This is a genomic window from Rhizobium sp. S163, from assembly GCF_030380805.1.
Classification (GTDB): Bacteria; Pseudomonadota; Alphaproteobacteria; order Rhizobiales; family Rhizobiaceae; genus Rhizobium.
Genome location: NZ_JAUDSA010000037.1, coordinates 75,643 through 97,132, shown reverse-complemented (window position 1 = coordinate 97,132; position 21,490 = coordinate 75,643). Strand labels below are relative to the sequence as shown.

Sequence of the window (21,490 nt, the reverse complement as noted above, 5' to 3'; positions counted from 1 at the left end):
CGAGAACGTGATAGCTCCAATCTGCGGCGGAACCACTTGTCGGACGTGATCGATCTCGGATCGCAATCACTGAAGTGGGCTCCAGACGGCATCCACATTCAAAGCGCCTTCATAGAAGAGAAAATGATCCAGAGAACGCATCCGCGACGAGCGGACTTCGATGCCGCGGGTTTTGGTCAACGGGAACACCGTCGTTTGACCTCGGCAAATGCCAAAATAGGCGTAGTCACTGTCGATCTGGAACGTGTCCGGTCGCGGCCAGACTAACGGTCGCGCTCGGTCAGCTCGGTTCACGAGCGATCGACGTCGAGCCCCTCGCGCCTTCTGATGCGCGATGCGCCAATTAATCTGGCTGGGAATATCGGGCGAGCATCTGCTGCAGGATCCGGTTTTCTCTAAGGAGTTGCTCATGCCTGTCTGAGCGGGCCATGGATGCGACCGGACTTTCTTTTCTAGTGCCGGAACGGACCGATGATGAAGCCTTCGATTGAGCAGCCGCCATCGGGCGATGGCTGCTCACTTGCTTTAGCCGGTGCGGCTTTGCGATGTGAGCGTTTAACGCGGCGCCTGTAAATTTACGACGGTCGCCCTGCCCGCTTTCCACAACGAGGGTCTTCTCGCTCGATGGAGTGCGTGAACTGACCTCAGGCAGGTAACTCTCATTCTGATGGCTCCTCAAGAGCCGATCAAGCTCGTTGATCCAATCGAAGTATTTGGTTCGAAGAGGATGATCATTTGGCAGGTCGCGTGCTTTGGCCTCAGCCAAACGTTTCTGATCCCGGTTCAATTCGACGTTGAAACCCATCGTGGTCCTTCCTGATGGGTGTGAACATAAGGGGAACGCACGGATTGTGCAATATGTATCCACCGCAGTTTTGCGCAAACCGGCCAGACAGCGATTTTGGGTGCGCGTTCACGGTGGCGGGATCATCCGGCATGGCTGGTGGCTGCGCATAGGGAGGATATGTTCGAGCATCCTAAAGCCTCAGCTTGACGGCAGAAGGCAACGTGCAGCGGCAGCCACGCCCCTTGCTCGTGCAGCATATGGAGCAATGCGCTGCCGGAAAGCCCGGGCATTCTCGCACCACAGTGATTTGGGTATCGCCAATGGCCTGCCCATGCAGGTTTGGCGGGAAATGTAATTGGTTGCCGGTCGACCAATCAGGTTTTCTGCGACATGGTCTTATAGGCTTGTGCAAAGCCTTCGAGATCAACAGGAAGAACAATGTTGCTTCCCTGGAGCATGCGCAGGGTGATCGTACCTGACGTTTCCTTTAGCATCGCCGAAAGCAGGTTATCAGGTGCTGTACCTTCAATGAGGCACCCTTGTATCGTGCAGCGTGAAACTGCGGCGGACATCGAAAACTTGGTACCGAAACTTATCTGTACGCCGCCCTGTATTGCGAAGCCCAATGGGAGTGCCAACTGCATTCCGACAGGTCCGCCGTTGGCTTTGGCCATGCTGATGACAGTCGCGATCTGCTTCTGATCATCAGAGGCAAGACGATAGATGATCTGACAGGGCGGATCCATTGCGCGATCAGTGGTGCACTGAACCGCCCACTTGCCGAACTTCTGTTCGGTGATGCTGGAAGGTGCGCCTTGTTGCTGTACAGCGGAGGCAGATGGCGTTGCGGCTTGAGGGGCATTGTCGGATCCTGCGGCGCTAGCCGGCAATCCGATAAGCGAAACGCTCAGACCTGAAAGTACGAGCGCGATGCGAGAGATAAGATGCATGTCTCTTTCCCAATTATTCTCGTAGGATCTAACAATATCGAGAAAAACGCAATTGCAAGTTCAATATTGACAGAGCGAAAATAACAATGTGAAAGTTTTGGTGGGCAGCATTTCTTCAGCGCAATTTCTATTTCGGCGAGCCAAACATGAATTCGTTAGCTTCGACAAGCTTCGCGCTCTTTTTCTTTCTTGCCTCCGGTGCCGCGATCGCTGAGGACGGGGAAAGCACTATATTCCAAATGCCGTCTGAAGGGGCCAGTCAGGCGTTTGTCGAACAGCTACCCGAGACTGCGGTTGTGCCGGTACCAGGGACGGTCGTGCCATCGCCGAAACCTCCCAAAGCGGCCAAACCGCGTTTGCCCTCTCCGAAGCGAGCGGTCGCTTATCACAGCATCTTTCCAAACGTAGGAACGGGCGTAAACGCAAGAGCCGATGCTGGCCAGCCTTCTGTGCAGCTTCCAACGGTTGGCGACGGGGTAACGCAATCTTTGTGAAAGCGAAGTTGTCAGGACAAAGAAGCCTGTCTCAATTTAACGGCAGCATTCAACGGGATCGTCGATGATAGATATTTACCGATATGGGCTTCTTGCAGCTGCGATGATCAGTCTGGTCAGCGTTGCGGATGGATTTGCTGCTGACGTTCGCAAGAAGGACCGCTCGGGGTTCTCGGAAATTGAGGTTCCACAAGTGAAGCAACCAATACCGTTTGGCAGCATTCCTGCAGACGCAAGAACGCCGCCAAAGGTTAAGTCCAGTCCTCCTGCACCCAACCAGCCCGTTCAGTGCGGGCCGGAGAATGCACAGAGCGAAGAATGTAAGGCGAAGTAAGGCTATCAGCTTCCAACAGCACTCTTGGCGGCGGCGGGCTGGTTTGCTTTTGCTGGCGGATTGGTCTGGGCCAGCGGCCTCTGGCTGGCATCCTGGACGAGCATAGCGCGCTGGTGTTCCTGCAGGTAGCTCATGAACTGTTGGCCGGCGGCCACATCCTGGAACTGCCAGAGACCAGCCTTTGTCCCTTCGAATATGAGCGAGTAGACCGCAAGCTCGATGCCCTCTTGTACACCGAGGGTCACGGGCGCGTTTCGGGTCACCCCACCTTCGATCTGCAGAAGCTGATCGACGCCGACAAACCGGAACGCCGAACCTTCAAGCTGAACCGAGTATATCGTCTTTGACGTGGTGACGGAGGCAAGCACCCGTCCCGTTGTTACGCTGACCGCGCGCAGGGCAACAGTGACAATGTCTCTGCGGTATTGGGTGTTGCCGCCTATGCCGAGATAGTTGGCGCCGAGGCCACCTGTTGTCTCATTGCTGTCGTATCCGATGATGCCGCCATCCAGGAGCACGCCCGCGAAACGCAGCGGCGGCATTCCGCCTCCCTTGGCGCCGTAGACAGCAGATCGTGTGTTCTGGATGATTTGCCGTTCTTGCAGCAGAGTTTGCAGATCGGTGCGCTCGACAACACTGAACCAATGTCCGCCGCCTGCCTTGGTCAGTACATCGGTGAGCATTTGCGCTCCGCCCTGCGTCAGTGCGCGCGAATATTCCGCGAAGCTGTCGTTCGGCTTGTTCTGTCCGGTCAGGTCCGGGAACGCGTAGACCGCGACATCGAGTTTCTGGACCGGCGGTGGAAGCCTTTCGAGCGCCACTCCGGTCTTGGTGGCTGGTGTCAGTCGCGCGGGCTCGGTTAGCGGATCAAGTTTGCTACCAGCAGGAACGCAGCTACTAAGCGTGATACCGGCCAACAACGCAGCCGCAATGAATTTCGGACGCAACATGAATCCTCGACACTCAACCATTTGGGAATTTGTGGGGTAGTCCGACGAAATCAGCGAGCCGATTTCGGCTTACGGAGTCGCCGGGATAGTGCCGTTGCCGATCACGATGATCGGGCTTGTGCCGGTGCCACCTGTGCCCGACCCAAGATTGCTGAGCGCACTATCAAGGCCGGAGAGATCCGGTGCTGCCGACTGCTGGCCGGACTTGACCCCTGCGCCCTGGGTTTGAGCCGTCGACAGGAGGAAGGGACCATTATTCGGGTTGCCTCCAAATGTCGGGTTCTTCGGAAAGAAGTTCAACTGGCTGGCAAAAGACGGAACCGCTACCAAAGTCGACATGATCAGCGGCAGAACAAACATATGCTTCATCGCGAAACCTCCCCGTTTCATCTTACCATTCACTAGCGTTTAATGAGCAGCCCGCCCCCTGGAAGGCGCGCAATAAACACATTGACTGGGGCGGACCCCTTTGGCTGGATGACACTAACGTTCATGTTAGAGCCGTTCATTAGCACAAGATTAGACTTAAGATTGTTACCGGCCTGCAACACGTTTACGTTATTGTCATTGCCGATTACTCCGGTCCGGGCAGTATTGCCCGACCCAGCCTGCAATGTATAAACGCTATTTCGTGAACCAATCTGTAACGTGGATGCAAAATTACTTGTTCTTGTTCCCTGCCCGCTTTCTGGAGTGAACATCGACGGGGGTCTTGCCGATGGACCGGGAGCGTATGACGGTGCCTGCTGATGAGCGCCGACAACATTCATTGTCGTGACGACATTGGCCGGGATCTGCGCGACATAGGCGGTGTCGGCATAAGCTTGTGCCGAGGCGAGTGTGACAGCAAGAGCAAGCGATAGCGCCTGAACTCCGCGAGACCATCGGATACCGTTCATGTTGGAAAACCGCATAACCAATCCTTTTGATCGTCCATGAGCCTGATGCTCACGGTAGCGTCTCGCACCGTGACGATCATCGTTGGCAAATTCAGCCGGCCAGAGACCTGGGACGTTCATTGCCTGACGATGACCGTACGGCGTCCCGACTATGCTGCTACGAGAGAGTTTATGATGATCCGTGCCACTGTCATCTTACGCGTAACCTACGATCTGGCCGCTGAGGGAGCGGTCGATCATGAGCGATGCGGATGATACCAGTCTGCCTGTTTCCTCACCCTCGGCGCTACAACACCGGTCGAGAATGTGCGAAGGAAGAGGCGGGGAAAGTCCCCGCCTCAACCCAGTGGATTAACGCTGGCTCGTGACCGCAACGTTGCGGTAGCCGAACTGTGCGGTCACCGAGGTGTTGGAGACGTTTGCACCAGTCGCCTGGGATGTGACGGCATAGTTGCCGGCACCTACCTGGAACGTGCCCTGGATGTTCGAGCCGATCATCGACTGCGGTCCCGTCACCTGGTAGGCGGCCGCGACGTTCTGGTAGCCAGCCTGAACGATACCAGATGCATTCACGCCGGCGGACAGCGGGTTGGCGATAGACTGCGAGGTGAGAGCAACGTTCTCAACGCCGAACTGGGCAGTCGCGGCGCCGTTCAGGTTAGCAGAGAATGAACCGTTGGCCTGGCCTGTGATGGACGTGTTACGGCTACCGACCTGCAGAGTTGCCTGCTCGTTCAACCCGTTCGTCTGATTTGCAGCGGAGAAGTTATCTTCTCCGAGCTGAACAGTGAACGAGTTGTTGGCTGCAGCGCCACCCAAGAGTGTGCTGGCAAGGCTGGCACCCGACTGCGCTGTGATAGCAGTGTTGTCGCTACCGAACTGCAGCGTCGTCTGGTTGTTGTCGGCGCCAGCAACGAGGAAGCCGCCGGCACTGCTCTGACCCACCAGCGCGTTATTTCTGTTACCAGCCTGCAGAACAGCAGAGGTGTTGACACCACCCGAAGCCGCGGAATTCTGAAGGACGGTCGAACCGTTGTCGAGACCGAATTGAAGGGTGGTCGAGCCATTTGTCTTGCCAAAGCGGTCAGAAGCCTGGCTTGTCAAGGCAGCGTTACGGGCGCCGAACTGGAACGTGCCCTGGCTGTTGTTGCCACCGGTCTGGCCAGCGACGGAGACGTTTCCGAAGCCGAACTGTACGGTATCAGACGCATTGGTGCGGCCACTCCTTGCACCTGCCTGGCTGGTAAGTGCAAAGTTGCCAACGCCGGTCTGGAGCGTGGTCTGGCTGTTGTTGCCGCCATCCTGACCGACGATCGCGCCGTTGCCGATGCCAAACTGAAGCGTTGTCGAGACATTGCCGCCTGGCAGAGAACCGTTAGCCTGCGACACGATTGCGGAATTCAGAGCGCCAACCTGCAAAACCTCCTGGCTGTTGCTACCGGCGTTCTGGCCGATGACAGCACCGTTTGCAACGCCGAACTGTGCGATCGACGAGTTGTTCTTCTTGCCGTTGACCTGGCCGACTACCGCGGCGTTGGCGGCGCCAACCTGGAGAGTAGTCTGAGCGTTCGTGCCGGTCTGCTGAGCGATAAATGCAGAGTTGCCGCCACCGAACTGAAGCGTGTCAGAACCGTTGGATCCTGTCGTACCCGCACCCGACTGGCTGGTAATCGCTGCGTTACCAACGCCGCCCTGGATCGTGTTCTGCGTGTTGTGTCCATCGACCTGACCGACGATGGCGCCATTGAAAGCACCAAACTGGCCGATAAACGAGTCATTCGGACCCGCTGCAAACGCGAAAGACGCGCTCGCCAGCAAGATGGCGAGTGTTGAAGCCGTCTTCATTATTCTTCTCCCTGGTCGTCCATAGTGGGGCAAGCGACTATTCGCCGCCCTCGAGAATGTTAATAGTTGATTAACTTTCTCCCGGCAAGGTCGTACTTAATCGAAGGTTAATTTATATAACTCATAACTTAGAAGTACTTTTTCTTTACGCTCGCGTGAAACAGTTCGAAAGAATATTGCGGTCTATATGTATCGAAATACGTGGTGCAGCATTTTCGATGGGTACTTTTAATTGCGGCGATCGGGCACTTGCTTACGAAATGCTTCGATGGCAAGTTTAATTACAATATAAACCAGTTGACAGGCACGATGACGTTTGACAGTCTCCAGGCAGAGGGAGTTATCGTTAAGGTTGAAGTAATCTTAAGCGGGTCGGAGCTTCCGAAACGCCTGCTCTTCGGTACGCAAAACTTTATCGAGTGGTTGGAGGCAAGACTATCACAGCATGAGCCGTCACCGGTCGGGGCGGATTTAAGCCCAGTCGAGCAGTTGGACTACCTGTTCTACTCGTTCGTCTCGGGTAAGCCACTCGTCCATTCCAGGCAGTTCAGAGCCATCCGCGCAGAGCGCAATGCTGTGTGGGAGCTCAAGACGGTGGACTTCAGGATCTTCGGCTGGTTCGTCAAACGAGACTGCTTCGTTGCAGTGTTTGGAGATTGGGCCGATCACGTGAAGGACCACGACTTGTACCGTGGGTACCGACTGGAGATACGCCGTCTTCGACGCGAACTCGGTATCGGCGATGACATGTGTGTAGAGGGAGTTGATCCGGACGATGTCATTTCGATTTGACGTGGGCGCGCGTGCGCGTTCCGCGAGCCGTCTCATCGGCAATATTCGAAGCGATATAATCGCTGCAGTTGTAAGGCACAGGACCGCAGAAAACGTTTCCCAGCAGCGGCTGGCAGAGAGCATCGGAATTAGCCGCGCTGACTTGAACTCCTATCTAAGCGGGCAGAAGGACCTCACTTTAAGATCACTGGCGGATATCGCGTTCGCGCTGAATAAGGAAATCGTGGTCGAGCTGCGGGATCCGGAAAGTGGATCGAAGGGGAACTACTTTGATGAGCCTTCCTTGGTGCCCACCGCCCGCAAGATGGAGCGGTATGAGACAGTAACGCGAACCACCTCTCGATCGATGAGAATCTTTCGAGCTTCTGCATCCGCAGACCAGGACGATTGATCCGCATGCGATACGGCTATTGTATTTTCTGTGATGACATCCGCACCGAACTCGGCGAAAAGCTTAGCTTTATGGGGGTTTACAATGGCGTGCTGCTGTTGCCCGAATTTCCCTACACACTCCCGAAGCTATGCGCCCAAATCAATCTGGTAACCCCCACGAACCTGCCCTATCGATCCATCGTGCTCGAGTGCTTTGCTCCGGGTGAGGACCAGCCTCTGCTCAGGGAAAATCTCGACACTGTCCAACTGGACGAGCAGGAGCAAATGAGTGTCGTGCCTGGTGAGCAGACGCCTGATGTGGTGGTTGGCGCGAGCCTGGTGTTCTCGCCATTGAGAATTCGCAGGCCGGGTTTTCTTTCCATCCGGGCGGTGATTGATGACGAACCTGTCGAAATCTCTTCTCTTCGGATTGCCAAACACCACGATCACTAGTCGGATCCGGTGCTCAGTTACCCTCTTGCGAAATGCGTCCGAATAAATACGCCCGGAAAGGCATCAGCGCTGCGTTGTCAGTGCCGTATTCCCCGTTCCGCGCTGGACGACAATCGACTGACTATTGACGCCTTTCTGTTGGACAGACGCAGTGTTGAAGGCGCCGCTCTGCGCTACAAAGGCCAAGTTCCGTCCGCTTGCCTGATCGACCTGAGCCGTGTTGTAGCTTCCAACCTGAAGAATGAGGGCGGTGTTGCCATTACGGGACGTCGTCTTGGTCAGCCCTGAAGCAAGTTGCTTTGCGGCCAGCATCGTGTCGTCAAGCGTCATAGCAACGTCGCTATAACCTGTCGCCTGCGGCACGGAGATCGCCGAGAATAGATCTTCGGCGGCTGCCGTTTGCGCGATAGCTAGAACCGGCCATATCAGTGCCCACGCTGCGTAACGTCGCATGCTGTTTCCCTTATGAAGAAGAATATGCCTCTTACGATTCTTTAGTTTGAAACTATCAAGAAATATTTAAGGAACGCGGGGCGCCCAAAGTACATGTCGACCAAGCCCTGGTTGAATCGAATTTGTTTCTGGCTCTTTGAAGTAAGTACGGTAAGTCCGATGAGGTGGCCGGCACCTGCAAATAGTCACCCTACCGGTTGTCCGATCGCCGCGCTGCTGACAGAACGGCCCGGCCCTTAACCAGGTAAAGAGGTCGGACACCGTCTTCACACGTCGCCGATGTGTCGGCGACAAAGGCGTTGCCTCTAACTCATTTTGGGCAGGTTTCCTCCACGCTTTCCTTTCCGATTGCTTCACCCAGCGTGTCTGCGACATATGCACCGCGTACGCCCATCGGTAGCGGTGGCCCCGTCGTTGTGTCCCGGCCCGTTTGATGCTCAAGCTCAGCATTGAGCTCGCCTCCAACGATCAGGATGAGGATCGATAACCAGGTCCAGACCAAGAACCCGATCAGCGCTCCGAGCGTGCCGTAGGTCGCGTCATAGTTCGCAAAATGGGTCAGATAGAAAGAGAAGCCCAGCGACATCGCAAACCAGCATGCCGTGACCAGAACAGAGCCCCAGCTGATCCACCGAAGTCGCGCGGGTTGGCGGCTGGGACCAAAGCGATAAATGGCGGTTGTCGCGGTTGCGACAATTATGAACAGGATCGGCCAGCGAATAATCAGTGCCATCTGCTCTTCGAACCTATCGAGCCAGATGTAGGAGAGGAGGATAGGAATAATCGCGACGAGACCAACCACAAGTGTCGCAGAGGCCATTGCGCAGATCGTGAATGCCAGACCAATGAGGTTCAATCGAATGAGGCCGCGCTTTTCTGTTTCGTCATAGGCAACGTTCATGGCATCGAATATCGCTAAGGTCGCACTATGGGTGCTCCAGAGCGCAACTGCCAAGCCGAAAAGGAAAGTGAACCCGAGCGTGGAATTACGGCTCGCCGTTAACGTGCCAATCCGCTCGGCGATAAGATCAAAGGCTCCGGGTGGTAGCACGCCTGCCAGCTGACGCAGATGATCCGCCATTGTCGAGGGATCGGCAACCAGCCCGTAGAGCGCAACAAGTGCTGATATCGCGGGGAAGAGACCGAGTAAAAGGTAGAATGTGACGCCGGCAGCGATTAGCGTCACCCTATCCTCCGATATTTGATGAAGGACACGCCATAGAACGTCTTTTAGCCCTGTGATCGGAATTGCCTCAGGCACCTCGGCGTTGCGACCATGAGGATCGTCTTCGGCCGGAAGTGTCCGCACGATCGGTTTGGTCTTTTGGCTCATCACGAGAGAAATGCCGACAGCGGTCAGAAAAATCGCTGTTGTCACTATACTTTGCCGCCGCATTTCTTCCCTCCGATCGGCCTCTACCAAATGGAAAAAACGCCGGAGACCGAGAAAAGATGCATGGATGGTGGTTTGGAAAAGAAACTTGCTGACGGTTAGGTGGGCCTTATGAGGTTACAAAACCTGAAGCCGACAATGCTGGAAGCAATCTCGGAAATTCGCGCCAAGCTAGCCGTTGGCGCCTCTCCTTCAAGCACGATTACTCCGCAGTCATCGGTGACCGTAATGCGGGCATCTGCCAAATCCGACGCATAGGCCAGTGCAGAGGAGAGGCTCGACGATAAGCCGATGAGGAATGCGCGCGAGGTTACAAGGTCGATTGATTGGGACTGAAACATGACGATCTCCTTTGCAATATAGAAACGTCATTCATCGAGATTTGTTCATCTGCCGTTCATGTTATTTGCAGCCTGATGGCTCATCGTAAATCGCGTTGCCTGCTGAGAAGACGATTGGTCGGAATGACGGTTTTGCGTGTCATTGCAAATATCGCAGTGCCTGACCCTCAACTTGCTCGGCCGTTCTACGAAGAGTTGCTCGGGTTGCACGTCGCCATGGATCACGGCTGGATAAGAACGCTTTCGACGCATGCGACAATGGAGCCACAGCTCAGTTTCGCGAGCCAGGGAGGTTCCGGTGCCGAAGTGCCAGACCTCTCGATCGAGGTCGACAATCTTGAGGACGTATATCGCAGAGCGGAAGAGGCAGGCTACTCCATCGTCTACTCACTGACGGATGAGCCATGGGGCGTGCGCAGGTTCTTTGTCCACGATCCCTTCGGCAAAATCGTGAACATATTGGCGCATACCAAACCCTCGTAAGCGAACGTCTGGAGTTGGAACCTTTTCAGCACCTGCAGGTTTCCTGTCTAATCGCACGCCAACTTCGCCTGTCCCTTTCAGGCCGCGATCATGTAAGAGACCCTCGCGCCACCCTCGCGGGGATTTCCTTTTACCGCTCGTCGGAGACCGGCTTGAGACAGCTCTGGGCGTAGTCAGTTACGCGGCGCCAACGCCGGCGGTGACCTCCTGAAAACAACAAGATCACCCGCGCGACTGCCGAGGATTAATGCTTTACCGCCGTGACAAAGACGTCTCGCTTGAGCGCTGCCAGGACCGAACGGTTCTTCCCCAAAGCTGATCAGAAACATCTCTGCTGGACCACGTAGTGCGTACCGGTGAAGACTGCCCTCAATCGTCGATCACTTCTCACCTGGATACTGCTTCGCTTGAAGCAGGTGCGCGAGATGGACAGTGTTTCGGACAAGCATGTCGACGGCGTTCGTCACAACTTCCGGAACCTCCTCGAGGTCGACAAAGTCTTTGCTCCCCATTGCCTCTCCCACCCAGTAGGCAACTGCGTTGGCCGGGATGGTGAAGCCGACATCGTTCAATGCCTGATAGATTTCCGCCGAAACATGATGGGCGCCGTCCTCGTTTCCGACGACTGCTACGGCTGCAACTTTGCCATAAGATACCATCCGTCCTTCTTCGTCGGTTTCCTCCAGAAAGGCATCCATCCGTTCCAGAGCGCGTTTCGCGACCGAAGATGGTTGTCCGAGCCAGATCGGAGTTCCCACAATGAGAATGTTCGCTTCGAGAACCGCCTTTCGAATGTCTGGCCATGCATCCCCTGCCCCTTCGTCAGACGTCACGCCAGGTTTGATATTATGGTCCGCTAGCCGGATCGTATCGACTTCCACAAGCTTTTCGCGAAGCCCTTCCATGATCAGATCGAGCATTCGGTCCGTGGATGAAGGCTGGCCGCCGCTGGACTTCAGGGTTCCGTTCAGTGCAATCGCCTTGAGTATCATTGGATCATTCCCTCTGTGGTTTCCGTCGAGCCGATCGCCCTAGGTCGTCGCGAGACACTCCGAAGTGGTCAAGCACCAAGTCGACATTGCGTTTGTTGGATTTGAAGTACGCGTCAAAAAGGTCGCCCAGCAATGGAACTGCGCCTCCCACGAAGTCGATGCCGACATTTGTCAGCATTCTTGCAAGCTTATCCTTCGGAAGCCCCAAGCGGCGGGCCTCGTTGACTAGATAGAGGCTGACCAGCGTGCCAGCAGCGTCACCTATTCCCGGGACTAGGCCGAGCACTGAGTCCGCGCCGAGGCGAAAGCGCGTCAGCGGGATGACGACAGCCGTATCCATGAGCGCTGCAATCGAGGAAAGCCGCCTCAAACGACGGATATCATCGGCGCCTATGCCCTTCTCAACCCTCGGCTGCTCGGGGGTCTCTTGGTAGCGTTTCGAACTCCGGCCGTTTCGAAACTGAGCGGTTGTTGCCATCGAGCACCTCGTCCTACTGCGGTTGCCAGTGCTTAGTCGGCGCGTATATGCGAGCCAGGCGTGGCATTGGGGATCGGCTCCGCGTCCGAGTGGATGTCTCCCGGTGTCAAGCCGTCACCCTGTAGCGCCGTTTGTACCGTCTGGTCGGCGCTGTCGAACGCTGCGAGCTGAATCATGATCTCTTTCGCGCGAAGCACTGCATGGTCGCCGTCAAGGCTTCCGTTGCCGCCAGCCATCGTGACGGAGACCAGCTCGCTGCCTTCGCCTTTGAACTCTACCGTGACCGTTCCATTCGCGGAATTGATGACGTGTGTATCGAGAACCTGCATTGCGTTGCCTCCACTTGGTGTCGAAGGACAATGCGGATTCGTCGAACGGGTTCCGAGGATTTGAGCTTTTAACCGTCAAGCCAGTGAGCGGGCAGCGACGGATTGGCTATTGACGCATCTAATTCGGTCACCACATTGTCTAGCAGAATTCGTCTCTAGTCTTTGACCACGGATGTACTGGCATCGATTATTGAGACGCATGAAGGAAGGTCGGCACGGGGAGGTTCCGGCCTTTTTCTTTTCGTTTTCCAACGTCAAACATCACAGACACCTCATATCGCTCGCAGCCGCAGATGTGGCGAAATGAGTGCTGGCAACGGATGAACCAATCCATGACTCCGGCGTTTGGGAAAAAACACGGAGTACGTCATGCTATACGAACGACCATTACGCGCAAATGAAATGCCAGACAGGGCTCATGCCATTGCGCTTGCGGCCGCCAACGATGCGGTATCCGAATACGTGCGGTTCGTTCGTGACAATGACGTCCGCAACGATCTTATCGATGAGATCGAACTTCCTCTTCCCAAACCCATTTTGGTAGAGGCATTCACACGTGTCATCGCTGCCGAGTGCCGACCTGATATTCGGGCATTGCTTGTGAAGGCTGGACTGACCTTGAGCCAATATCATGTGGGGCTGGGTGAACGCATCAAGGTGAGGCCGATCTACGCCGACGCACGGCGCCAGCCGTCAAACTCTTCTCTCGCGCGGAAGTGTGCGTGCAGCTTTCTTTTGACTGCAACCGAGCGGATGCGACTGACTGAAATCTATCAGGAGGCTTTGAAGCGCGGGCGTCACTGAGCACGATGAAAGTCCACTTCTCGTTTCAGATTGCCCTCGTGCAACGCTTTGGCGGCGCGCGAAAGAATACGGTTGTTTTTCGGAGATCGGGAATGTGCCGCGGTTGCTGGCTTGGACGATCAGCCGTTCCAAGTTCCTGTTCAGTTGCGTGTAGAGCCTTGCCAACATCGGCCCTTCCAATTGCTTGCATGATTTAGCACTCCCCATTCCCACCAGTCTGCTGATCCGGTTCAATCACGGAGATCAGACAAAGAGTAAGTTTGGTGCGCAAAACTCTCACGCAGCGGTTTCAGGGTAGTCACGAGAAAACTCACGCGCAGCCATGAGGATCGGCATTAAACCGCGACCAGCAGCGGAAAGACTATATTCGACGCGGGGCGGCTGCTCGCCGAAGTCGCGTCTCACAATCAGACCGTCATTTTCCAGTTCTCGGAGATGCTGCGTCAGCATTTTCTGGGAGATGCCAGGCATGTCTCGCATAAACTGTGATGCCCTCATTGATGGGTCGGCAAAGAGGCGGAAAAGAATGGGTAGCTTCCAACGACCTCTGACCATTCGAAGCACTCTGGCAACATGTGCAACCGATCCATTAGGGCCGAGACAAGCCGCTCTTGGTTCTCGGTCGACAGGCACTTTAAAGTGCGTAATTGCGTCGTTCATCGTCTTGTCCCCTTATCGGTGCATCGCACTAACATGGGAATTGCCAGGTGGATTTGAAACTTGATGATAAAATTGCGCTTGTCACAGGCAGCAGTAGGGGTATCGGCGAAGGAATAGCCAGAGGCTTGGCGCGTGAAGGCGCGATCGTCGTTGTCCACGGCCGCAGCAAGACGAATACGGAGGAAGTTGCCCACGATATTGTCACCAAAGGTGGGCGTGCCTACACGGTCTTTGGCGACTTGACCAAGGATGATGAGGTGCAAAGGCTCACTGACGATGCGCAGACCTTTGGCAAACCAGTCCAAATCTTGATCAACAACGCAGGCGGCTCCGGCGAAGCAGAAGATTGGACGAACACGCGACCGGAGACGTGGGCATCCGGTTACGACCGGAACGTGCTTGCGGCGGTAAGGGTGACTGCACGGATGCTGCCAGGCATGCGAGCGGCCAAATGGGGAAGGATCATCAATATCTCCAGCATGGCGGCATTGATCGCTCCTGCGAAACGGCCTGATTATAGTGCCGCCAAGGCTGCAATGATTGCGATGACCGCCTCACTAGCGAAGGAAGTTGCGTTGGACGGCATTACCGCGAACACGGTATCGCCTGGAACTATCCATAGCGACAGGCTGGACGAAGGCTTCCGCAGGGTTGCCGCTGGGCAGGGCCTTGCATTCGAAGCACCATGGGCTGACATCGAGAAAGCCGTGTTGTCGATGTTTGCCCAAGTGCCAATGGGAAGGGTTGGAACGCTTGAGGAAGTTGCCGATGCCATTGCTTTCCTAGTAAGCCCGCGCGCCAGCTATATCACCGGCGCAAACCTAAGGCTCGACGGCGGCATGTGGCCCGGACTTTAAACCTGCTTGGTTTAAGCTTTGCGCGCTGAAGCAGACTTTAACCGTCTGTTTGCTCCGACAGTTCCACTGCGTCAGCTCGCGGATCTGACGTTCCTTATGGGGATTTAAGATGGAGGCGAGGTGACAATCCGGTGAGCCAGAGGCTCGACTCCATTGCTAATGCGGCTTGGCAGCAAGCTCGGAATCGTCCCATCCGCGATCTCGGCAGAATTGCTCACCGGCTCGGACGGCAGCCTTCTGGCTCTCAAAAGGTCCAATCATCTTTACCGTGTTGCGGAAACTTACAACCATTGTGCGTTCGACGTGGTCGAACACGAGTTGCATTCCATCCTCATACGGCATTTCGGCACGACCCTCTTGTGTAACCGCCCTATAACGGTGCGCCGCCAACAAGGTTCCCAGAAAAATAGTACTATTTACGGGAGTTTCAAAAAAAGCGCCCTTCACGCAGGCGACATTGGGCGCCAGGGTTGGATGCTTGCGGCGACTTGAACTTCGTCGGTAGGCCCACGGTCGGTACCGAAACTCTAATGGGCCCCTTAACAGGGTCTACCGTCTTGGGGTACAAATCGAAGGTGGACGGCATATCGGGAAAAAGATGTCGAACTGGGCTGGTATCGAAACATGGACGTCTTCGTTGCCACCCAGGGGTGAGATTGCAGAGCGCTGCGTCGCTCAGGCAGCGCGGGTGAAAAAGGACGTTGATGGAGATGCGGCGACTTTGCAGCAATCCAGGAATCAGTATGCGAGCTGCATAGGAAACGTTTTCCGTCAGTACGAGACAGAGCACCGGCAGGTTCAGCATATGGTTGATAGCCTCGTCTTGCTGGCCTCAATAGCCGTCCCGTTGATTCTCGCGCTTGTCTTTCACAAGCATTGCTGGCGCCTCGTTGAAAATGCCGTCGTCGATACTAGCGTGGCGGCGATCAAGTCGAAGCGAAGCGCGATGAAGTATCTTGAGCATTTGAAAAGGCGCATCGATGCAAAGTCGGGCTCCGACAAAACCCCAGACTAGCACTTTCTGGCCTTCTTGATTGCGAGAGGTGTTTATTTTGCGCCATCCTAAAAGTTGCAATCAGTTTTACCGCAAACATGAGCTGGGCCGTCTGTACCTGGCGACCAATACGGTAGCGCGCCAAGGTCGTGAGAACCGAGGTCAGGCGGAGTAGCTGATCGGCCTGCCAGGAAGTACAGGACTGGTGCCCGTCGGTGATCGCGGAGCGCCCGATGAATTCAATCATGCGCGCCCGCTCCCGTGACCTGAAGCCGTCTCGCCAAAGATCAAAGGCCTGAAGCCGTCCTTGTTTCTGACTTCGGCGCGACGTCGGGACCGCGCATGCGCCGCGTGCGGCCAGTTTCGCTCGGCAAGGTAGACGGCGTCGCCCCGTCTAATGGAATGTTTCCGACAGGGGCAGCGAACCTTAACAGCTCTCTTTGGCTTCACTTCGAACCGGTTACTGAGTGTCGACTTTGTCCAAGGCGCTCGCAAGCTCCTCAAGACCGTGCGGTTTCGAGAGCAGAGCCGTTCTAGCGTGATCGTCGAGAATCGGCCCGGTGTCCCTGCCGGTAGCGAAGACAATCCCAATCCTCGGCCAGCGACGGCGTACTTCGCGGCAAAAGTCTTCACCCGACATTCCTGGAAGGCCGAGATCCGAAACCAGAATATCAACTTCGCCGGCTTCAAGTAGCGGGAACGCCTCCTCTGCAGAAGCAGCTTCAGATACCTCGCAGCCGAGTTCTATTAGCATGTCTGCTTCTGACATCCGGATAAGTTCATTGTCCTCCACGACAAGGACACGGCGCTGATGACCAGTTTCGCGTGAGATAGCAGTCAGGGCAACAGTGTCCTCATCTGGGCCATCCGTCCCAACGGTCAACTCGGCTATGGCCTCCTGACGTTCACGGGCCGCCTTCACCTGCTTCGAGTTGTTGAGGACGTGCCGGATCTTTCGGGCCAGCGCCTCGCGGGTGTAGGGCTTCGAAAGCAGCTCAACCCCAACATCAAGCTTGCCGCCGTGAACGATGGAGTTTTCCGTATATCCGGATGTAAACAGTACGCCGAGGTCCGGCATTCGTTCCCGTGCCTGGCGCGCCATCTCCGAGGACTTCAGTGGACCTGGCATGACGACGTCGGTGAATAGAAGATCGATCGGGATCCCGCTCTCGACAACGGTGAGCGCCGCACTTGCATCCTTCGCCTTTAGAACCCTATAGCCAAGGTCCGTCAGCATGGCGACGACGGTTTCTCGAACCTTTTCGTCGTCTTCCGCCACCAAGATCGTCTCGGTGCCGCCGACCACCGGTCCAGTATCTGCCGCGACAACTGCGTCTTCATGCTGGTGGCTGCGTGGGAAATAAAGTTTGACGGAACTGCCCTCTCCGATCTCGCTGTAGATTTTGACGTGGCCACCCGACTGCTTGACGAATCCGTGCACCATGGACAAACCGAGGCCAGTCCCTTTGCCCACCGGCTTCGTTGTGAAGAACGGGTCGAAGACCTTGGCGATGATCTCGGGCGACATCCCGGATCCGGTATCTGTCAGCGCAAGCATGACGTACTGACCAGCTTCGACCTCATCATGCTGCAGCGCGTAGACGTCATCGAGAAAAGCGTTGCCGACTTCAATGGTGAGTTTGCCCATGCCCTCCATCGCATCGCGAGCGTTGATGGCGAGATTAAGGATGGCATTCTCAACCTGGACGACGTCGACGAAAGTGTTCCAGAGGCCGCCGCTCCGAACGATCTCAATCTCGATCGCTTCACCGAGCGTCCGCCGGAGCATGTCTTCCATCCCGGCGACGAAGCGGCCAACGTTCACGACCTTTGGCTCGAGCGCCTGCCTGCGGCCGAACGACAGGAGCTGACTGGCCAGCTTGGAGCCACGGGCGACGCCCTCGAGGGCGTTTGCCACCTTCTTCTGCGCGGACGGATTTTCGATGATATCGCGCCCGAGGAGCTGAAGATTGCCCGACACGACCTGAAGGAGGTTATTAAAGTCGTGAGCGATGCCACCCGTCAACTGACCGATAGCCTCCATCTTCTGCGATTGACGCAGCGCTTGCTCAGCGACGCCGGCCCGCTCCACAGCCTCATCGATCATCTCCTGCAACTGGCCGTTCAATTTGTTAAGTTGCTCTTCTGCGAACTTGCGCTGCTCGATCTCCTTTTGTGCGGTCTTGAAGAGCCGCGCATTCTCGAAAGCGACTGCGGCCTGTCGGGCGATAGCCTGGACGAGGGCTTCGTGATCGGTGGTGAAGCGACGCGTCTCGGGGTGGCCGAAGAACAGGCCGCCAACGACGCTACCGTTGGCCGCCACGACCGGGACTGCGAGATAGCTGCGTACCGGAAGGTGTCCGGCGGGCATGCCCTTGTGTGGCTCATTGTGCCCATAGCGCTCGTCCGCCATGATATCGTCGGACCTGACAACGCCCTTGCCTTCGAACGTCGGTGCGAAGACACGGGTGTTGCGTGGCATCGGAAATTTCGAGAACTCGGAGCGCGGGACCCCTGACAGGGTGTAGAGCATGTAGCTCTCGCCTTTGTCGTCTTCCACGTTGTAGAAGAATGCGCCGAACTTCGCCCCGGCCAGCTCAACGCCAGAGTCCGTGACCGTTTGAACGAGTTGGTCAAGATCGAGTTCTCCGGCGAGCAAACCTGCCGTCTTGTTGAGCCCCTCCAACCTCTCAGCCTGACGCCGCAGGACTTCCTGTGCCCGCCTCCGCTCAATGACAAGGGCGGCCGTTCCGGCGACGAAGCCAAGCATTTCCTGGTCGGAAGACGACGCTGAGAGAGCCTGCTTGTAGTAGATGGCGAATGTTCCAAGTACCGCGCCGTCGGAAGATAATATAGGTGCCGACCAACAAGCGCGAAGGCCGTGTGCGAGAGCGAGTTCGCGGAAGTCCACCCACAACGGATCGGTGGCGATGTCGTGAACGTAGACTGGCTCCTTGCGAAACGCCGCCGTTCCGCAAGAGCCAACGGCCGGGCCTATTTCGATACCGTCGATCGCATTGTTGTATTCGGCAGGTAGGTTGGGGCCGGCTCCATGTCGGAGGCGCTTGCCATCCTCTTCTGCAAGCAGGACAGAGGCAACGATGTCGGAGGATGAAAAGCTTTCGACCATGCCGACGAGATCGTTCAAGATCGTTTCGAGCGCGACGTCCTGCATGGCGGCTTCGAGCAACTTCGCCTGCGCCGACTGCAATGCCTCTGTTCTCTTACGGTTGGTGATGTCGATGACGGAGCCGACATACCCCAGAAAGGCACCGTCGTCGGCAAAGCGCGGCGCGGCGGCGTCGATCGCCCAACGGTATTCGCCATCGGCGCGACGGAGCCTGTACTCGATCCTGAAGGGTTCTTGCTTCTGGTTTGCCGCCAGAAAAATATGGGCGGCTCTCGTCCTATCGTCGGGATGCGTGGCTTCGAGCCAGCCCTGTCCAAGGCCGTCGCTTTCCGTCTGGCCGGTAAAGCCATACCAGGCGCGGTTCAGGTAGGTGCAGAGGCCATCGGCGTCCGTCACCCACATCATAACGGGCGCGTGATCGGCCATGTTGCGGAACCGGGCTTCGCTCTCCTTAAGGCTGGCGGTCGCCTGGCGGCGGATCCTTGCCAACTCGAGGTTGGAGCGAATGGTGGCGACGAGTTCGCGCGCCGAGAACGGTTTGACGAGATAGTCGTCCGCTCCGACGTCGAGACCGTCGACCTTAGCCTCCTCGCCTGCCCTTGCCGAGAGGGCGATGATCGGCAGGTCCCCAAACGTCCCGTCCGCGCGTATTGCCTTGATGAGACCGAAGCCATCCAGGTGCGGCATCATAATGTCCGTCAGAAGAACGTCGGGCCGCTGCTCACGTATGCGCCTTAACGCGGCTGCGCCGTCTTCGACGACGTCGACCTGATAATTTCCGGAAAGTAGGCGCCGGACATAGTCACGCATATCGGCATTGTCGTCGGCCAAAAGGATTCGTGGGGCATCGGCTGGCGCCTGGGGAAGTCCGCCCGCAGTCCTTCCAGTCACTGGCAAGCCGCCCTGCGGTAGCCAGCGCAAAGCTTCCTCGACGTACGCTTCAGCTCGTACTGCGGTAGCTGAGACAGTTCGGTCGTCAGATCGAGGTGCGATGCCGGACCGGTCGATGGGAACGGTGACGGTGAAACATGTCCCCTCGCCCTCTGTGCTTTCGACCTCGACGCGTCCATCGTGGAAGCGTACCAGCTCCTGCACCAGGGCCAGACCGATCCCGCTTCCTTCGATGGATCGGCCGCGCGCTCCATCGACACGGTGAAATCGCTCGAACAGCTTGGGGAGTTCCGTAGCGGGTATGCCAGTACCGGTGTCCTTTACAGTAAGGACCGCCTCGCCATCCCGCTCGCGCAGTTCTACCGATATCTCGCCATCGAGAGTGAATTTGAAGGCGTTTGACAGTAGGTTGAGGACGATCTTCTCCCACATGTCGCGGTCGATGAGTGCCGGGCCTGGGAGCGGCCGGCAATCGACGTGGTAGGATAGCCCCGCTTTCTCCATCGCGGAGCTGAAGTTGCTCGCTAGCTCAATCGTCAGCTTCGCGAGGTCGACAGGCTCGACGTTAGCTTGAGCCTTTCCCGCCTCGATGCGCGAGAAGTCGAGGAGTGAGTTCACCAGCTTAAGCAAACGAAGGCCGTTGCGGTGGATCACCTCGATTCGCTCACGTTCGCGCGGGAGAATCTCGGGATCTCCAAGGGCGTCTTCGACGGGGCCGAGCATAAGCGTGAGCGGCGTTCGAAATTCGTGGCTGACGTTGGAAAAGAAGACGGTCTTCGCTCGATCGATCTCGGCCAGGGTTTCGGCGCGGCGGCGTTCTTCCTCGAAGGCGCGAACGTTGGCGATGGCACTGCCGACGTGCGCAGCGACACGTTCGACGAAGGCTTCGTAGTCGGCGTCGAATGCGCGTCGTGGACTGATCCCGACGACGAAAAAGCCAGCCTGAGTTCCGGCATGACCATTTCCACCAAAGCTGGCAATGAGCGCGCGTTCGACCGGTTCGGGCCAAATGCCGCTTGGAATGGGTTTGCCGAATTGAAGGGAAAGGTTTTCAACGAGCAAGGCGCCCTTAGTCTCCGATAGCCGTTCCAACGGCCATTTGAGGTAAGATACGTCATGACCGGTCGATCCGATCAACTGAGGCTCTTGTTGATCCACCTGATGATGGTAAACCAGGCAGAACGGAATGTCCTGCGGGTTCTGAGCAAGAACCTCTAGGGCCGCGGAGAACACATCCTCCTCGGATCTCCTACCCGCGACGCGCTCCGCCAATTCCCTGAGTGTGCGCTCGCGTCGCTCGCCGATCACCCGAAACGTCGTCTCGACGACGGCGTTGAATATCCCTTCGACGCTGCCGTTGTCGCCGCGTATCGGGCTGAATGTGAAGTTGAAGTAACATTCCTCGGTGTAGCCGTGTCGGTGCATCGGCAAAAGCTGGTCCTCCTGCCAGACGCCCTCTCCTGTTGCCTGGACGTTTTCGAACAGGGGACCGATGGCATCCCAGATTTCCGGCCACACTTCACGCCCCGGTCGGCCGAGCGCCGACGGGTGCTTCTCCCCCGGTATCTCGCTCCATGCGTCGTTATAGAGCAGCGCAAGTTCGGGACCCCAATAGATGGCGATGGGAAAATTTGTTCCGAGCGAGATGCCGACTGCTGAGCGCAGGCTCTGAGACCAGGTTCTAGGCAGCCCCAAGGGGGTCGCAGACCAGTCAAGCGAACGCATTAGCGCTCCAGCCTCTCCTCCTCCGGAAAAGAAGCCATCGGCGTGATGCTCGGGCAAAAGGTCTGTGGACTGCTGATCGTTCAC

21 protein-coding genes and 1 pseudogene are annotated in these 21,490 nt (G+C 56.7%); 7 read left to right on the top strand and 15 right to left on the bottom strand.

The window, feature by feature from the left end:
• Positions 1–343 precede the first annotated feature (343 nt).
• The 6 genes from QTL96_RS27365 to QTL96_RS27340 all read right to left on the bottom strand — a co-directional run bounded on the left by QTL96_RS27365 (position 344) and on the right by QTL96_RS27340 (position 6,259).
• Positions 344–805: a hypothetical protein gene (locus QTL96_RS27365; protein ID WP_113199511.1), complete on the bottom strand. Its 462-nt coding sequence runs from the start codon at positions 803–805 to the stop codon at positions 344–346.
• A gap of 356 nt (positions 806–1,161) precedes the next feature.
• On the bottom strand, positions 1,162–1,737 hold the full coding sequence (locus QTL96_RS27360) for an invasion associated locus B family protein (RefSeq protein ID WP_289729931.1): 576 nt from the start codon (positions 1,735–1,737) through the stop codon (positions 1,162–1,164).
• Between the two features lie 833 nt (positions 1,738–2,570).
• Complete coding sequence (locus QTL96_RS27355; RefSeq protein WP_132669686.1) at positions 2,571–3,515, bottom strand: CsgG/HfaB family protein; 945 nt, start codon at positions 3,513–3,515, stop codon at positions 2,571–2,573.
• A 69-nt stretch (positions 3,516–3,584) separates the two neighbouring features.
• Entirely contained in the window at positions 3,585–3,884 is a 300-nt protein-coding gene (locus tag QTL96_RS27350; RefSeq protein WP_112945048.1) for a curli assembly protein CsgF, read from the bottom strand.
• A 32-nt stretch (positions 3,885–3,916) separates the two neighbouring features.
• Positions 3,917–4,429, bottom strand: a complete 513-nt coding sequence (locus QTL96_RS27345) for a hypothetical protein (protein ID WP_289729930.1) — start codon at positions 4,427–4,429, stop codon at positions 3,917–3,919.
• 336 nt (positions 4,430–4,765) lie between these two features.
• Positions 4,766–6,259: a curlin gene (locus QTL96_RS27340; RefSeq protein WP_289729929.1), complete on the bottom strand. Its 1,494-nt coding sequence runs from the start codon at positions 6,257–6,259 to the stop codon at positions 4,766–4,768.
• Positions 6,260–6,568: 309 nt separating this feature from the next.
• Here QTL96_RS27340 and QTL96_RS27335 point away from each other — a divergent pair, with 309 nt between their 5' ends.
• Genes QTL96_RS27335 through QTL96_RS27330 form a run of 3 tightly spaced genes read left to right on the top strand, consistent with a single transcriptional unit; the run spans position 6,569 to position 7,876 of the window.
• Complete coding sequence (locus tag QTL96_RS27335; protein WP_112945055.1) at positions 6,569–7,051, top strand: hypothetical protein; 483 nt, start codon at positions 6,569–6,571, stop codon at positions 7,049–7,051.
• Entirely contained in the window at positions 7,035–7,442 is a 408-nt protein-coding gene (locus QTL96_RS31315; RefSeq protein ID WP_354669149.1) for a helix-turn-helix transcriptional regulator, read from the top strand. The genes QTL96_RS27335 and QTL96_RS31315 overlap by 17 nt, the downstream gene beginning before the upstream one ends.
• Before the next feature lie 5 nt (positions 7,443–7,447).
• On the top strand, positions 7,448–7,876 hold the full coding sequence (locus QTL96_RS27330) for a hypothetical protein (RefSeq protein WP_289729928.1): 429 nt from the start codon (positions 7,448–7,450) through the stop codon (positions 7,874–7,876).
• 63 nt (positions 7,877–7,939) lie between these two features.
• On the opposite strand, the gene QTL96_RS27325 is transcribed toward QTL96_RS27330, so the two are convergent.
• The 3 genes from QTL96_RS27325 to QTL96_RS27315 all read right to left on the bottom strand — a co-directional run bounded on the left by QTL96_RS27325 (position 7,940) and on the right by QTL96_RS27315 (position 10,063).
• Positions 7,940–8,329 carry a hypothetical protein gene (locus QTL96_RS27325; RefSeq protein WP_289729927.1) on the bottom strand — a complete coding sequence of 130 codons (390 nt, stop codon included), beginning with the start codon at positions 8,327–8,329 and terminating at the stop codon, positions 7,940–7,942.
• A gap of 310 nt (positions 8,330–8,639) precedes the next feature.
• The gene (locus QTL96_RS27320) at positions 8,640–9,662 is read right to left on the bottom strand and encodes a YihY/virulence factor BrkB family protein (protein WP_289730164.1); all 1,023 of its coding nucleotides are present in this window, start codon (positions 9,660–9,662) and stop codon (positions 8,640–8,642) included.
• Positions 9,663–9,820: 158 nt separating this feature from the next.
• On the bottom strand, positions 9,821–10,063 hold the full coding sequence (locus QTL96_RS27315) for a hypothetical protein (RefSeq protein ID WP_289729926.1): 243 nt from the start codon (positions 10,061–10,063) through the stop codon (positions 9,821–9,823).
• A 123-nt stretch (positions 10,064–10,186) separates the two neighbouring features.
• Here QTL96_RS27315 and QTL96_RS27310 point away from each other — a divergent pair, with 123 nt between their 5' ends.
• Positions 10,187–10,546 (top strand): VOC family protein, encoded by a 360-nt coding sequence (locus QTL96_RS27310; RefSeq protein WP_289729925.1) that lies wholly within the window; start codon positions 10,187–10,189, stop codon positions 10,544–10,546.
• Between the two features lie 380 nt (positions 10,547–10,926).
• Here the strand turns inward: QTL96_RS27310 and QTL96_RS27305 are convergent, their stop codons facing one another.
• From QTL96_RS27305 to QTL96_RS27295, 3 genes are read right to left on the bottom strand one after another with little or no spacing between them, the layout of a single operon-like run.
• Complete coding sequence (locus tag QTL96_RS27305; RefSeq protein WP_289729924.1) at positions 10,927–11,538, bottom strand: flavodoxin family protein; 612 nt, start codon at positions 11,536–11,538, stop codon at positions 10,927–10,929.
• A 4-nt stretch (positions 11,539–11,542) separates the two neighbouring features.
• Positions 11,543–12,016, bottom strand: coding sequence for a DUF4112 domain-containing protein (locus QTL96_RS27300; RefSeq protein WP_289729923.1), 474 nt, complete (start codon positions 12,014–12,016; stop codon positions 11,543–11,545).
• A gap of 32 nt (positions 12,017–12,048) precedes the next feature.
• On the bottom strand, positions 12,049–12,345 hold the full coding sequence (locus QTL96_RS27295) for a hypothetical protein (RefSeq protein ID WP_289729922.1): 297 nt from the start codon (positions 12,343–12,345) through the stop codon (positions 12,049–12,051).
• A 369-nt stretch (positions 12,346–12,714) separates the two neighbouring features.
• Between QTL96_RS27295 and QTL96_RS27290 the strand changes: the two genes are divergently transcribed.
• Entirely contained in the window at positions 12,715–13,149 is a 435-nt protein-coding gene (locus tag QTL96_RS27290; protein WP_289729921.1) for a hypothetical protein, read from the top strand.
• Between the two features lie 276 nt (positions 13,150–13,425).
• Here QTL96_RS27290 and QTL96_RS27285 read toward each other — a convergent pair whose 3' ends face one another.
• Positions 13,426–13,809, bottom strand: coding sequence for a helix-turn-helix domain-containing protein (locus QTL96_RS27285; protein WP_289729920.1), 384 nt, complete (start codon positions 13,807–13,809; stop codon positions 13,426–13,428).
• A gap of 47 nt (positions 13,810–13,856) precedes the next feature.
• On the opposite strand from QTL96_RS27285, the gene QTL96_RS27280 reads away from it, so the two are divergent.
• Entirely contained in the window at positions 13,857–14,666 is an 810-nt protein-coding gene (locus tag QTL96_RS27280; protein WP_289729919.1) for an SDR family oxidoreductase, read from the top strand.
• Positions 14,667–15,264: 598 nt separating this feature from the next.
• A complete protein-coding gene (locus tag QTL96_RS27275; protein ID WP_289729918.1) occupies positions 15,265–15,681 on the top strand; it encodes a hypothetical protein in 417 nt (138 codons plus the stop codon).
• Between the two features lie 439 nt (positions 15,682–16,120).
• Here the strand turns inward: QTL96_RS27275 and QTL96_RS27270 are convergent, their stop codons facing one another.
• Together QTL96_RS27270 and QTL96_RS27265 are read right to left on the bottom strand one after the other, a co-directional pair.
• The gene (locus QTL96_RS27270) at positions 16,121–18,835 is read right to left on the bottom strand and encodes a GAF domain-containing protein (RefSeq protein ID WP_289730163.1); all 2,715 of its coding nucleotides are present in this window, start codon (positions 18,833–18,835) and stop codon (positions 16,121–16,123) included.
• 48 nt (positions 18,836–18,883) lie between these two features.
• Positions 18,884–21,406: pseudogene (locus QTL96_RS27265) on the bottom strand (ATP-binding protein); the annotation flags it as partial.
• Positions 21,407–21,490 lie beyond the last annotated feature (84 nt).